Genomic DNA, 14,665 nt, shown 5'->3' with positions numbered 1-14,665 from the left:
CTAAAATTACAAACGCAGACATGATCCAACTTAGCCAAGAACACTTGCAAACCATCCGCACCCATGCCGAAAGCACCTACCCAGATGAGTGCTGTGGTATAATTTTGGGCTATCTGGCTAATGAGGGCAAAACTGTGGTAGAAGTCATGCCAACAGAAAATGCTTGGAATACAGAAGCGGCTGCTGAGTTTCCAGGTGAACGCACAACAGAAAGTAAAAGACGGCAATATACGATCGCACCCGAAGTTATGCTAAAAACACAAAGGGAAGCACGCGATCGCTCACTGAACATTATCGGCATTTTTCACTCCCACCCAGATCATCCTGCTATCCCTTCAGAATGCGATCGCCTATACGCTTGGCAGGGATACTCGTATATAATAGTTTCCGTCCAAAACGGCAAAGCTGGAGAACTCAAAAGTTGGAGCCTTGATGATACTCATCAGTTTCAAGCAGAGGAAATTGAAAATATAATTTAACGCCTTAGTTTAAAGACACTCACTCATAGCGGTTTTTGCCGCTATCACAAATGAAAATTCGTCTTTCCTACTCCTAATAAGATCCAGTTTTTCGATAGGATTAATATTCCGCTTTCCCACATCATAACTGCTATGCTCAATCCCAATCTGGACGAAATCCAGCTGACCAAAGACGATTACGAACGCTACTCCCGACACCTGATTTTACCGGAAGTAGGACTAGAAGGACAGAAGCGCCTGAAAGCCGCTAGTGTAATGTGTATCGGTACAGGTGGACTCGGTGCACCACTACTTTTATATTTGGCGGCGGCGGGTGTTGGACGCATCGGGATTGTCGATTTTGATGTTGTCGATACTTCTAATCTGCAACGCCAAGTAATTCACGGGACATCCTGGGTGGGTAAACCCAAAATTGAATCGGCAAAAAACCGCATTCACGAGATTAATCCCTATTGTCAGGTTGATTTATACGAAACTCGTCTGACTTCCGAAAACGCGCTGGAGCTGATTCAACCTTACGATATCGTAGTGGATGGTACTGATAACTTCCCCACCAGATATCTAGTTAACGACGCCTGCGTATTGCTGAATAAGCCTAACGTCTACGGTTCAATTTTACGCTTTGAAGGGCAAGCTAGTGTATTTAATTACGAAGGTGGCCCTAATTATCGTGACCTTTTCCCAGAACCACCACCACCAGGAATGGTTCCTTCTTGTGCAGAAGGTGGCGTATTGGGAATTTTGCCAGGAATTATTGGTTTAATCCAAGCAACCGAAACTGTTAAAATTATTCTGGGACAAGGCAACACTCTCAGTGGGCGATTGCTGCTATACAACGCCTTGGATATGAAATTTCGGGAGTTAAAACTGCGTCCTAACCCGATTCGCCCAGTGATTGAAAAGCTGATAGATTACGAAGAATTCTGCGGGATTCCACAAGCTAAGGCAGAGGAGGCAAAACAGCAGATGGAAAGTCAAGAAATGACTGTCAAGGATTTGAAAGAGTTGCTAGATAGCGGTGCAAAGGATTTTGTACTGTTGGATGTCCGCAACCCCCATGAGTACGACATTGCCAAGATTCCTGGTTCGGTGTTGGTGCCCTTACCCGACATTGAAAATGGGAATGGTGTTGCTAAGGTGAAGGAAATATTGAACGGCCACCGCTTAATTGCTCATTGTAAGATGGGCGGGCGATCGGCAAAAGCCCTAGCTATTCTCAAGGAAGCCGGAATTGTGGGGACGAATGTTAAAGGCGGAATTACCGCTTGGAGTCGAGAAATCGATCCTTCAGTTCCTGAGTATTAACAAGAGAGGCAGGAGGCAGCAGGCAGGAGGAATACTAGCCTCTGTTTTCTGCCTTCAGCAGAGCGAGTTTGCGGTTTAAGTCCCCACTTGCCATCTCCTGATGACCTTTTTGGAATTAAAAATTAAAAGTTAAAAATTAAAAATTATTCTATTTTTAATTAATTAATTTTGGTACAGAGCTAACAATGATAAATAGCGTAGTGTTAGCGAGGCCACGTACTCCTGCAAAGAAGCAAGCTAGGCGCAGCGTCTCGTAGAGAGCGTCTTGAAATTTTTAATTAATAATTTTTAATTTTTAATTTTTAATTGGAGCGAAGCGACTTGACTACCTCGAAATCTCATCTGAATATTTTATGGGTGCAAGTTTGGGTGTTGGCAGCTGTGCAGGGAGCAATTACCCTCTCGTGGTTAATTTATAATATCTATTTACCGCAACTTTTGACTCAGTTTGGTTTTCCTGCTTCATTGGCAGTTGGTTTGGTGCTAGTCGAAAATGCTTTGGGTGCGGTGTTGGAACCAGTGATGGGCGGACTTTCAGACCAAGCTAGGCGCTGGGTAGGAACTCGGTTTCCTTTCATCTCAGTAGGTATGATTCTCGCATCGGCTTTGTTCATTGCCATACCATGTGTTGTAAGTTTGATCCCGCCTACTACCGTGATGCGATCGCTCTTACCTATAGTATTAGTAGCCTGGGCATTGGCAATGACAATATTTCGCTCTCCAGCTATGTGCCTATTAGGTATGTATTCGACACCAGCCCAGTTACCTTTAGCAGTAAGTTTTGTAACTTTGGCAGGCGGTGTGATTGGAGCTTTTAAACCAATAAGCTACAAGTTTATTCTGAGTTTAGGCCCAGTTTATACCTTTGCGATCGGTTCTTTTGTGATGCTGGGGGCGGCAGCCGTGTTTCGCTTAGTCAATCCCCCAGAAACACCAGTGGATAGACACCAAGCAGAAACAGTAAAGTTGCCCTTAGAGAAATTGGCGTTGATTTTAGGAACTGGTTTCGGTGTTGCGTGGGGTATCCGTTTTCTCATGGATGTCTTGGGTAAAGTACTCAAGACCCAACTGAATACGGATAATGTTGATGTGCCGATGGTTTGGATTGGAATAGCGATCGCTATTGCCAGCATACCAGCAGGAATCTTCGCCGTTAAAATTGGTAATAGTCAAGCAATGCTTTGTGGGATCTGTGCAATCATTCCTGCATTATTGATAATGATATCTGTGGGCGCACAAATTCCGATAATTGTTTTAATCGTTGCTGGCTTTAGTTTAGTTGTCAACGGGGCAATTCCTTTTGCTTTGGGGCTAGTACCCCAGCGGTGGGCAGGATTAGGAATTGGGATGTATTTTGGTGGGTTTGCTTTAGCCATGAGTTTGTTTGGCGTTATATTTTCCCAACTGCAACAGATAACACCTTTTATTGGTGCTGTTGGGGGTGGATTGGCATTTTTCCTGGCTGGTGTTTGCATTGCGGTGAGTGGAATTTCTGAAACGCAAAGTAACGCAGAGGTTTAACGCAAAGGTACGCAAAGTTATTCTCTGCGTACCTCTGTCTAGGAATTACGTTAGCGTAGCGGGACAAAGCCCATTACGAATTACGAATTACGAATTACGAATTAGTTACAGGTTTCACTTGACTCAACAAATCGTGCAGTTTTTCGCCTTCAATGACCTCTGTTTCTAAGAGTTGAGTAGCGATCGCTTCTAGCAAGTCTCGATTCTGTCTGAGAATCTCTAGGGCTTGTTCGTGGGCTGTTTCCACGATTTCCTTGACTTCGCTATCAATGGCTTTGGATGTGTCTTCACTTACCGCCCGCCGGGGATTAGCACCACCATTACCCAGGAACATCGCTTGTTGTCCTTGTTGGTAAGCCAATGGCCCTAAGACTTTGCTCATACCATAAGCTGTTACCATCCGTTCTGCCAAGTCAGTTGCTCGTTGCAAATCGTTGGAAGCACCTGTAGTAATACTGTTAAACACAATCTCTTCGGCGGAACGTCCACCCAACAAAGTTGCAATCTGACCCCGCAGTTCTGCTTCATTCATCAAAAAGCGGTCTTCAGTTGGTAATTGCAGAGTGTAGCCCAAAGCTGCCATCCCACGAGGAATAATCGAAATCTTTTCTACACGACCGTTTCCGGTTGTCAGCGCCCCAACCATTGCGTGACCAACTTCATGGTATGCAACAATCTTTTTCTCAGTCTCGTTCATCACGCGACTCTTCTTCTCTAAACCGGCAACTACCCGCTCAATTGCTTCGGCAAAGTCTTCTTGAGCAACCCTTTCACGCAGATTGCGCGCTGCCAATAATGCGGCTTCGTTCACCAAGTTTGCCAAATCTGCGCCAGCAAAACCGGGGGTACGAGTAGCGATCGCTTTTAAATCTACATCATCTCCTAATTTTACCTTTTGAGCGTGAATCTTGAGAATTGCTTCACGACCAGATAAATCGGGACGGTCTACCAACACTTGGCGGTCAAAGCGGCCTGGACGCAATAAAGCAGGGTCTAGGGTTTCGGGGCGGTTGGTCGCTGCTAGCACAATCACCGTTGCATCACCAGCTGCAAACCCATCCATCTCAGTTAGTAATTGGTTGAGGGTTTGTTCTCGCTCATCGTTACCACCGTAGAAGCCGTTACTGCTACGAGACTTACCAATTGCATCTAATTCATCAATGAATACAATACAGGGAGCTTGTTTTTTAGCCTGTTCAAACAAATCCCGGACTCTAGAAGAACCTACACCGACAAACAATTCGACAAACTCGGAACCAGAGATGCTGAAGAATGGAACTCCTGCTTCTCCTGCTACGGCTTTCGCTAAAAGTGTCTTACCAGTACCAGGAGGGCCAACTAACAACACACCTTTGGGAATCCTAGCGCCAATTTGCGTAAACCGTGCCGGAGTCTTGAGGAAATCTACAATTTCTACTAACTCAGTTTTTGCTTCTTCTACCCCAGCCACATCTGCAAAGGTGATTTTCGCGGATTCGCCTTCAACGTAAACCTTAGCTTTGCTCTTACCAATGGAAAGCGCACCTTGGGGGCCACCGCCACCACCACCACGAGCAAGAAAGAACTGCCAAATACCAATAAAAATCAGTGGTGGAATCACCCAACTTAAGAGGGTTGTAAACCAAGTATTTTTGGGTGGCGGTGTAGCAGCAAACTCAACTCCCTTTTCTTCTAGAAGTTTGGGTAACTCTAAATCAAAGATTGGTGTCGTTGCAAACACTTGAGCCGGCTCGGCATTTTCTGCTTTTAATTGGTAGATAATCTGGTTTTGACCAACGGAAACGCGGCTGACTTCCCCTTCCTGTACTTGATGAATAAATAGACTATAGGGAACACCAGTAGGGCCAGAAGCAAATAAATTAGGCAAAAATAAATTTAAGAGCAGGAATAGCCCTGATACTGCCAGTAATACATTAGCAACGATCCGAAACCGAGGTGACTTAGGCTGTTCTTTAATTCCCATAAATGTTACCAATCCTTAAATGATGAAAACTAACTTGAAAATTGGGCATAGGATATGGGCAAGTGGGCATTGAGCATTGCTTTTCCCATGCTTCCCCTGTTCCTTATTTCCCTTAACGCTTTGAGAAACTTGATTAAAGACTAGTCAAAAATGCTGGTATATTCGCATCTGAGCAATGTCTACAACGGGCTGTAAGGCTCATGATGCTCGTTAGCCCTTGCATCTATGTTTGGGAGAAGACTCGCTAACGGTAAGGCAAAGTTGTTCAGCTTCTCTCGATCTTCAAGTATACTACCGTTTCTCATAATTTTTCCCATTTAACAACGTTTGCAGCTTTTTTTTACTTATTTATGTAACTAAACTTAACAATTTAATGAATCTTTGTGAACTAACGAGCCAATACGGTTTACCGTACTCAAAAAATATGCAGAGATTGGGAGACGCAAAAAGAAATCCCCCACGAAGAGTTATTTTGAAGTTTTAGCGGAGCTTTCCTTGCTCCACTCCTGAATTCTTCAATAATTTCACTTTTAACTTTGGAACCGCGTTTTCCATATATGCGGTTCCTCCAAGGCATTAATGTCCATCATTTGACCAGTGGGGGCGATCGCTAGATAATTTAATCACACCGTAAGAACGCCCAACCTGCCATAAAGTAGAATTTTCATAACTGGTTCGTGGCTGATTAATATTAACTGTCGTTCCGTTAGCGTTTTTGATATTTAAGGTTCCTGACCAAGTAATTTCCCAATCAATTGCTAATCTTTGGGTATGACGAGAGGTAAGAACAGGTCGAAAAGCAATATTATAAGCAGCCACCATTTCTTTAGCAGCTTGGACAGAACCAGCATTGGTGTAATGTAGCCAATTAATATCTACATTAGGCATAGGTGGAACATCTTTGGCAGCAATTTCATTATTGCTAATTCGGAAAGCATAGTGCATTAAATAAGCTCGTTCCGAGGGTCGGAATACTGAAGCCACACTGATGTTAGCTCCGGCATTTTTTAAGGCTTGCTCAAAAGCTTGTACTTTTTGACGGAAGGGAGAAGCTAAATCATCAATTAAGTCGCTGTCGGGGAAAACATTAACCCAAGCTTTTCCACTCAATCGTTGTCTTAATTTTTTAGCGTATTCAGTTATGTTGTCTAAAGCCAACTCCAAATCAATGCCAAGCTTGGTTTTTGTTGTATTAGAAAGCTGTTGAGCTAATTCGGCTCGAAAATTGATATCTCTGATTTTATAAGTTTCGGCTAGTCCTTTTGTACTGTTGGGGCCAAAGTCTCCATCAGCTACTAACGGCGGATTCAAACGACCGATCGCTGTTAAACTTTTTTGTAAGTCCTTGACCTCATTATCTCCAAAGTTAAGATAGGTTAATAATTTTTTACCGCCATTGGTATAGATAGCGAAATAAATTGCAAAACCTTGCTCTAGCGCTTTTTTATAAGTAGCAGTATCGACAATTCCCGTTACTGTTAAAGCATTACTAGTCTGATAATCACGAGTTGCTTGAGCTGTAATATTCCCAAAATCTCCATCAACGACAGCAATAGGGAAGTCATAATCTAAAAGAAATTTCTGCCAAGCAATTACAATTGGCCCTTCGGATTTTTTCTGGAGAGTCGGAAGTTGCAAAGCTTGAAGTTTAAAGCTCATAGTTTTTATTGAATGAAACAATTGTGTTCAGTTGATTTTTATGTCACTATTCGTCGTATAATTCAAGTTACTACCGCTGCCAATTTGGTATCTCGTACTTCATTAGAGCGATTGGAGTTCAATAAACGCTGTTTTGCAAAACCCACTTTGGATTATAACATCCGCAGTTATATTAACTTTTCTCACGAATACTTAAAATAGAAAGTAGTTATCTCTTTAACTTGTTGGCAAATGGGGTCAGAAATTTTCTGGAAGTCAGCCACAGCAAATTGCGTAGGCTAGGAAAAACCCCAAGGATCGCCCATACTGTTGTCAAAGATCCGCCACTTCTGATTTGGGACGGGGATACTTTGCGTTAGGTAATGAAACCAAAGCGGCTATTCAAAAATCTCTGGCTATAATTACCCAAACTTGTATAACCATAGCGTAGGCAAAGCCCGCTGTAGGCATCGCTCATCGTCGTATATATATACGCCTCTATCCTTTTGTCCTTTCTGTGATATCTTACGGTCAGTCGCTACGCCTAATACGTTAATTAAATTCATCCTATCAGGTGAGTCTAATGGGTGAGGTACAACGAACACGAAGTATTGTACCTTGAGGCTATCAAATGGTTGTGTAGTACCCCAATTTCTCGGCTCAAAAATTAGGAAGTAGATAATGACTGTAAACCAAATTATTGGAGATTCAAAAAATAATATTTTTGCAAACCTTGGTAAAAATTTTTTTGCCTGGATGATGGCTTCAAGTACTAGTAAATATGATAAAATTGTCAGCGATCGCAAACGTTCTATTTTTGCTAATCTCCAAGGTAAAGTTTTAGAAATTGGTCCCAGAACAGGCGCTAACTTACCCTACTATCCTAAAGATATCCATTGGATCGGAATCGAGCCAAATTTACAGACGCATTCTTCTCTTCAAAAACAAGCAGAAAAACTGGGTTTAAATATCGATCTCCGCATTGGTAATGCTGAATGGTTAGATGCCGAAGATAATAGTATAGATACTGTTGTTAGTACATTAGTTTTATGCTCTGTGCCAAATATAGATTATACATTGCAGGCAATTTTAAGAGTACTTAAACCAGGTGGACGCTTCTTATTTATTGAACATGTTGCCGCACCTAAAGGAAGTTTATTGCGACAATTACAAAACACAGTTAGTCCAATTGGGAAAGTAATAGGTGATGGTTGCCATCCAGATAGAGAAATTTGGATAGCATTAGGAAAAGCTGGTTTTAGTAGCATCAATTATGAGCGATTTGATGCACAATTGCCAATTGTTAGTCCTCATATTATCGGCGTAGCGACAAAATAAAAGTATGAATAAACCCCCGGCTAAAGTCGTGGGGTTTATGAGGTTTTCCACCAGAGATTTTATGGATTCTCGCGCAGGAAAGTATCAATATCATTTAGTTCCTGCTGATTGAGGCGGAATTCTCCAGCACCAATGATTCCTTCCACCTGCTTAGGATTGCGTCCGCCAACGATCGCCGCAGTCACCGCCGGATTATTTAAAGTCCAAGCGATCGCTACTTCACCTGGGGAGCGATCGTGTTGTTGACCAATGTGTTGCAACACCTCGACTAACTTCAGGTTACGAGATAGACGTGGCTCCTGGAATTCACTACTGTTTTTGCGCCAATCATTATCTGGGAAATTAGCAACCCGCTCAGGTGTCATCTTTCCTGTGAGCAAGCCAGATTGCATGGGTGAATACACAATCACACCTATGTTATTTTCTTTACAAAAAGGCAGAATTTCCTTTTCGACATCGGGCTTCACCAGCGAATAAGGCGGTTGCAATGACGTAACTGGTGCAATCTCTTGGATACGTTTCAACTGTTCGACATTGAAATTGGAAACTCCGATATAGCGAACCTTACCCTCATCCTTGAGCTTGGCCAAAGTTGTCCAGCCTTCTTCGATTTCTGAGTCAGGGTTGGGCCAGTGGATTTGGTAAAGGTCGATGGTTTCAATGTCGAGTCGGCGCAAACTGGCTTCAACCTCCCGCCGCACAGAATCTGCTTTGAGACTGCGACTAATTTCGCCCTTTTCATCCCAGATCATTGAGCATTTCGTGAAAATGTAAGGGCGACTAGATCGACCTTTGAGTGCCTTAGCAACAACCTCTTCAGAATGCCCTAAACCATAAATAGCTGCGGTGTCAATCCAATTAACACCAAGATCGAGAGCGCGATTGATCGCTGCGATCGATTCCTGGTCATCTTGCTCTCCCCAACCAAAAGCCCATTCACCTCCACCAATCGCCCAAGCACCAAAGCCGATTGGAGTGATGTTAAGCTCCGAATTTCCAAGCTGTTTGGTTTGCATATCTACTTTCTTCAAGAATTTTTGAGTCAATTGCTACTTTATGCTGCAAATATTCTTTCAACAGCTATCTAAAGTGTGAATTACTACTGGTGCAAACACGACAGTAATCACTCTTGAATATTGTGTTGATACACACTACTTATATACTAAACTTGCTCAAAGATAGTAACATTTGTCAGTGTCGATCAAAATAGAGAAGTAAAATGTCAGAAGATTTAAAAGGCAAAGTTGCGCTGATTACAGGCGCAAACAAAGGTATTGGGTATGAGATTGCCCGCCAATTAGGTTCTAGAGGTGCTACTGTTATTGTTGGTTCAAGAGATATAGGACGTGGTGAAGAAGCGGCGAATAAACTTCGTCTTAGCCAGATCGATGCCCGAACAATTCAACTTGATGTGAGCGACCAAAAAACAATCGACTCTGCGGCTAAACAAATCGAGGGTGAATTCGGAAAACTTGATATTCTTGTGAACAATGCTGGAATAGCAAGTGATGGCGATCGCCTTCCACCTAGTCAAGTTGATATTGAAACACTACGACATACTTATGAAACGAATGTATTTGGAGTGTTTGCAGTTACAAAAGCGTTGTTGCCACTTTTAAAGAAGTCAGAAGCAGGGCGAATAGTGAATTTATCAAGTGGTTTAGGTTCTCTGACTCAAAACTCCGATCCAAATTATGAATTTGCTAATTCTAAGCTTCTTGCTTATAACTCATCCAAGACAGCAGTGAATGCAATCACAGTTTTATTAGCTGCCGAACTTAAAGATACCCCAATTAAAATCAATGCTGCCGATCCTGGTTTTACAGCAACTGACATTAATCAATATCAAGGATATCGCACTGTTGAGCAGGGTGCGATCGCAGCAGTAAGACTCGCTACTCTACCTAATGATGGTTCTAGCGGAGGATTTTTTGATGAAAACGGTGTGGTTCCTTGGTAAAAAGTAGAAAGCATTGGGCACGGGTTATTCCCCTTGTCCGATCGCAAGCTACGTGCAGCATCTCCTAGAGAGCACGATCGCGAAATTACTAAATTTACCGAATATTAACTTCTTGAAGGTAATTTACTCCTTGAAGATATTCAACTTTAGTAACTGAGTTTTTAGGGACGAATAAATTTGTTCTTTTTGCAGAAGCTATCTTTTGATTGTCAGTCAGTACGCGTTGTTTTTGAGTATACTCATTCAATTTGACTTGAGCTTGAGCATAAACTAAAGTATCTTGGGGAATATTTCTGAGAAATTTTACGGCACGATTGAAATCACCAATAGATGCTTTTTTATAGGCTTTCTGTAAAAAGTAGGCTGCTCTGATCTGCCGCTTTCGATTGTACTCAGCTAACTTGTCTTGAACTAAAGCACCTGCATGACTTTCTTGAGGAATTTGACGCAGATATTGTAAGGCGGCAGAAAAATCTTTGTCAGCAGCTTTTTCGTAAGCTTTTGCTAATAAATCTTGCGTTTGTGCTTCAATGTTGACAGATGCTTTTTGAACTATTTTGTCTGTTTTAGATTGCCAATATGCAATCTTGGGAACTTTCGCAGCAGCATGAAGAACATCTGACCATCTGTCCTCCTGAAAAGCTAGTTGTGCTATTTCGTATTGCTGTGCAGCTACTTGCCATTGCTCTTGCCATTCTTCAATTGTGGCTTGTGCTTCTGGATAAACATTGCTGTGGGAGGGAATTGATTTAGCAAGTGCGATCGCTTCTTCTAAATCTCCGGCTTGATATTCTTTTTTTGCTTTAAATAAAGTATCTGTTTCTGAATATGCAGGTGCAGTATTAACTAAAGAATATACACCAAATCCCATCAATAAAGAATTAGCTGCTAGCCCTACTTTCATTCCTGTGAATAATGGGGATAATTTCCCAGACGCAGGATTTTTTGCTACTTCTAGAGAAAATTGAGAATCTTCCTGTAATGTTTCTGATGGCTGAGGTTCCCAGATTATTTGTTTGAGTACCCGCAGTACTTCACCCGCAGACTGAAAGCGGTCTTGGTGATTATAACGGATCATTTGGCTGAGAACAGCAGCTAAATAATCGTTAACTGGCGTGTTTTGAGAACGCCAAAAAATTTCATTAGTAGAAGGATCGGTTTTTAATTGTAGTGGTTCTAGCCCTGTTAAAGCCTGGATAGCAATCATACCCAAAGCATAAATATCACTATTGGGCTGTGTTTGACCAATAAATTGCTCTGGCGGTATGTATCCCAATGAAGTGACGGGAATTCTATAAATGGGCAATTCTGCACCTATGCCAAAATCGATCGACTGGATTGAGCCAAAGTCAATCATAACTAACTTGCGATCGCGATCGCGCCTGATCAAGTTTTCCGGCTTGATATCGCAATGGATCACGCCTTGAGAGTGGACAAATTCTAGAATACCTAAGACATCTATCAAAAATTGTACAACTTCGCTTTCACTCCACAGACACCCAAAATATTGATCGATGGGCAATTCCGCAGTCAGCGCATGTCCTTCAATACACTCTTGCACTAAATAAAATCGCTCGTTTTCTTCAAAGCAGGCGATGAATTCAGGAATTTGGTCATGGCTTCCCAGAAGCTTCAGGGTTTCAGTTTCAGTCAGAAACAGTAACCTCAGCATCTCCAAGTAGCCGGATTCAGAACTGCTAACTTTAATCTGCTTAATAACGCATTTGGGATTCTCTGGATAATCTACATCTACAGCAATGTATGTTTGCCCAAACACCCCTGCACCGAGGCTTTGGACAACTTGGTAACGCCCTTGTAGTAATTTACCGATTATGTGGTGGGTCATGACCTGGTTACTCAGTAAGTCCTTTTGTTTAGTTTTTCTGACATTCCCTCCTGTTTCCGGAATACTTTAGAAATAAATAACCAGAATTTTGACACTTTAAATATAAGTTAATTTTTTTTAAGTATTTTTGCGTAGAAAAAATAATTTTTTTAGAAAAACAAATACTTTGCAAACAACATGCGAAGTATTGGTGATGCTACATTCTTAACTGGGAGATTGATGTTTATAATAGTTGTCTTGTAGAAAAAATACCTTACAGCCAACGCTGACTCATACCATTACTGCTTGATGCTCATTAAAAGCTATAGTCTTATTCACCATAGCTTAGAGTTTTTCAAGCGTGCCATTCAAGTATGAGCCAGCGTTGGATAGTCGGGAGTTTGTGGTAGTGTAATGAAACAGGTAGGGTTAATGCTTCCCCTTGATATAAACCATACCGAATATCAGATTAACTAAATAATCCTTAAACCTAAAGTTTTTTCGGAATCAAAGCTCTAATTTTATGGAGAACTATCAGTTTCAGGAAGGACAATTGTAATTCCATATTGTGGAGCAGTTGCTAATATCCTGTCAATCACTTCTTGAGTTACAGGTAACGGTGGAACCGATGAATTATCTACTTTAGTTCCAACTTGTGCAAAAAACTTTTCTAGTCCACCTGGAGTAGCCCAAATCAGCATTTTAGCTGGTGTAGAACCAATATTTTTAAAACTATGGAGTTGACCTTTAGGAGAATGCAAGAATGTTCCGGGGGTTGCTACAACTGTTTGTTCATCAAGATAAAACTCAATCGAACCTTCAAGAATGTAGAATGCTTCATCTTCTCGACTATGAATGTGTGGCGGCGGGCCTAGTTGGGGTGCAAGTACTACTTCAAACAGTGCATACTTGCCATCTGTTTGTTCACTCGTAGCTTTAAAGGTGGCTACATCGCCTGCTACTGAATAACTATCACCATCACCTAGTTGCGATAAGATCCCATGATTAATTGTCATTTTCATCATCTCCTAATTTTTATGACAAACAGATTGCCCTGCTTGCACAAATCAATAAAACACATCCTAGCCATGATTCAAAAGCCCAGTAATTAAAGCTCTTCAGCGATTAGAAATCGCGGCTACATAACCAAAGTCCGCCTGCGCGGACTAACGCCAAAATAGGGTTTCAAATTTAATCTAACGAGAGTAATAAAAGAGCGTTAAGATCCAATGCGCTACCCACTATTGTTTTCCGAAAATTAATTAGGATAATTAGCTTTCATGCTAAAACTGATATTTACCGGAGGCTTCTATCTAAAGAATTAGTTGTTTTCTGCCTGTGGGGTTGGCTAATACCATTTCTTTGTGAGGCTGCGCCAAACCCTTTTAACTTCTTTCTTTACTTTTTTTATTTCTTTCTTTGTGTCCTTTGCGTCCTTTGCGGTTCGTTTTTCATTCTTCTTTCTTCTACTTGCAGATAATCCATAAAATATTATTATTAGTTATGAATGGAACATGAATAGCGAACGGAGGCGGCAGATCGTGAACGACTGGAATTTACCCTGGGAAGGTGGATGCCGTTGCGGACAGATACGGTTTCAGGTGAGTGCCCCGCCTCTGCTAACGATGGCTTGCCACTGCACGGGTTGTCAGCGAATGACCGCCAGCGCTTTTTCTTTAAGCGTCGCGATCCCAAGCGTTGGGTTCTCAATACTGAAAGGTCAGCCGACTATTGGCGGTTTGCACGGCGCGACCCGCCACTACTTCTGCCCGCACTGCATGAGTTGGATGTTTACTCGCCCGGAAGGAATAGACGAGTTCGTCAACCTTCGTGCGACAATGCTGGACGATGCGTCATGGTTCACACCTTTCATCGAAACTTGGACGAGGGAAAAGCTGCTATGGGCGATGACCTCTGCGGTTCATAGCTTCGAGACCCTGCCCAATTACGAAGACTATGCTCTCTTGATAGAAGAATACGCCAAGCAAGCGTCGAAACCTGCACGATGACGAACCGTTTTTGCACGGATTTACGGCTGGTTCTCGGTGCGATCGCTTACAAAACAGCTCCCTCCAAAGACTAGTGGCGAATACTTCAGCCATCAACTCAGACGGTTGCAGTCAGGTTTGGGGAATTTTAGCCACAAAAGTCAATAAACTTTAGCGTTGAACTGAAGCTTGTTTTAGCGGGGTTCCGTTCCAAGAGAAAGTAGGTTCGCCCTCGCAATAACTCCATCTTGCTTCCCAGGGCATGGGAAAATTAGGAACCTGAAAGCGGATTGAAAATCGTCCCCAGGTGTTGCTCAACTTGCCTGAGCCATCTTCTCGTGACGTGTCACATTTGACATTGGAGTTACCAACCCAATAGCCATGATAAATTCCACGATTGCTCGTTATTCCAGCTAGCCCTTCAATGAAGATAGTTCCTCCTGGATAAGTCCATATAGCAGTTTTACCGCGATCGCTTTGATAGACTACTTTGCCATAGCCGCTATTCCACACTTCATCTGCAAGCGCAATTTTTGGCACAGCCGCCCAAACAAATACTGCACTGACAATTACTAGTTGCTGAAGTTTCATTGCACTCCTGATTTCTAGTGAGCGTATAACACTACACACAGATGATATCGTTTGTGG

12 protein-coding genes are annotated in these 14,665 nt (G+C 42.3%); 6 read left to right on the top strand and 6 right to left on the bottom strand.

Annotation, left to right across the window (positions count from 1 at the left end; all coding sequences use genetic code 11):
- Positions 1-20: 20 nt before the first annotated feature.
- From AC1F2U_RS24595 to AC1F2U_RS24585, 3 genes are all read left to right on the top strand, one after another.
- Positions 21-479 (top strand): M67 family metallopeptidase, encoded by a 459-nt coding sequence (locus AC1F2U_RS24595; protein WP_480263466.1) that lies wholly within the window; start codon positions 21-23, stop codon positions 477-479.
- 132 nt (positions 480-611) lie between these two features.
- Entirely contained in the window at positions 612-1,784 is a 1,173-nt protein-coding gene (gene moeB, locus AC1F2U_RS24590) for a molybdopterin-synthase adenylyltransferase MoeB (protein ID WP_334901050.1), read from the top strand.
- Between the two features lie 321 nt (positions 1,785-2,105).
- Positions 2,106-3,305, top strand: coding sequence for an MFS transporter (locus tag AC1F2U_RS24585; protein ID WP_480263465.1), 1,200 nt, complete (start codon positions 2,106-2,108; stop codon positions 3,303-3,305).
- A 94-nt stretch (positions 3,306-3,399) separates the two neighbouring features.
- Here the strand turns inward: AC1F2U_RS24585 and ftsH4 are convergent, their stop codons facing one another.
- Together ftsH4 and AC1F2U_RS24575 are read right to left on the bottom strand one after the other, a co-directional pair.
- On the bottom strand, positions 3,400-5,268 hold the full coding sequence (ftsH4, locus tag AC1F2U_RS24580) for an ATP-dependent zinc metalloprotease FtsH4 (protein WP_480263464.1): 1,869 nt from the start codon (positions 5,266-5,268) through the stop codon (positions 3,400-3,402).
- Between the two features lie 576 nt (positions 5,269-5,844).
- Positions 5,845-6,927: a peptidoglycan-binding domain-containing protein gene (locus tag AC1F2U_RS24575; RefSeq protein ID WP_480263463.1), complete on the bottom strand. Its 1,083-nt coding sequence runs from the start codon at positions 6,925-6,927 to the stop codon at positions 5,845-5,847.
- 660 nt (positions 6,928-7,587) lie between these two features.
- Between AC1F2U_RS24575 and AC1F2U_RS24570 the strand changes: the two genes are divergently transcribed.
- A complete protein-coding gene (locus tag AC1F2U_RS24570; RefSeq protein WP_480263462.1) occupies positions 7,588-8,244 on the top strand; it encodes a class I SAM-dependent methyltransferase in 657 nt (218 codons plus the stop codon).
- A gap of 59 nt (positions 8,245-8,303) precedes the next feature.
- Here AC1F2U_RS24570 and AC1F2U_RS24565 read toward each other — a convergent pair whose 3' ends face one another.
- Entirely contained in the window at positions 8,304-9,260 is a 957-nt protein-coding gene (locus tag AC1F2U_RS24565) for an aldo/keto reductase (RefSeq protein ID WP_480263461.1), read from the bottom strand.
- Between the two features lie 203 nt (positions 9,261-9,463).
- Here AC1F2U_RS24565 and AC1F2U_RS24560 point away from each other — a divergent pair, with 203 nt between their 5' ends.
- Positions 9,464-10,204, top strand: a complete 741-nt coding sequence (locus AC1F2U_RS24560) for an SDR family oxidoreductase (protein ID WP_480263460.1) — start codon at positions 9,464-9,466, stop codon at positions 10,202-10,204.
- Between the two features lie 94 nt (positions 10,205-10,298).
- Here the strand turns inward: AC1F2U_RS24560 and AC1F2U_RS24555 are convergent, their stop codons facing one another.
- Together AC1F2U_RS24555 and AC1F2U_RS24550 are read right to left on the bottom strand one after the other, a co-directional pair.
- Positions 10,299-12,050: a protein kinase domain-containing protein gene (locus tag AC1F2U_RS24555; protein ID WP_480263459.1), complete on the bottom strand. Its 1,752-nt coding sequence runs from the start codon at positions 12,048-12,050 to the stop codon at positions 10,299-10,301.
- A 500-nt stretch (positions 12,051-12,550) separates the two neighbouring features.
- On the bottom strand, positions 12,551-13,045 hold the full coding sequence (locus AC1F2U_RS24550) for a quercetin 2,3-dioxygenase (protein WP_480263458.1): 495 nt from the start codon (positions 13,043-13,045) through the stop codon (positions 12,551-12,553).
- A gap of 498 nt (positions 13,046-13,543) precedes the next feature.
- Here AC1F2U_RS24550 and AC1F2U_RS24545 point away from each other — a divergent pair, with 498 nt between their 5' ends.
- Complete coding sequence (locus AC1F2U_RS24545) at positions 13,544-14,038, top strand: GFA family protein (RefSeq protein WP_480263457.1); 495 nt, start codon at positions 13,544-13,546, stop codon at positions 14,036-14,038.
- Positions 14,039-14,188: 150 nt separating this feature from the next.
- Here AC1F2U_RS24545 and AC1F2U_RS24540 read toward each other — a convergent pair whose 3' ends face one another.
- Positions 14,189-14,608 carry a hypothetical protein gene (locus AC1F2U_RS24540; RefSeq protein ID WP_480263456.1) on the bottom strand — a complete coding sequence of 140 codons (420 nt, stop codon included), beginning with the start codon at positions 14,606-14,608 and terminating at the stop codon, positions 14,189-14,191.
- Positions 14,609-14,665 lie beyond the last annotated feature (57 nt).

This window comes from Nostoc sp. LEGE 12454, from assembly GCF_056620565.1.
This window is presented reverse-complemented; position numbering and strand designations above follow the sequence as displayed.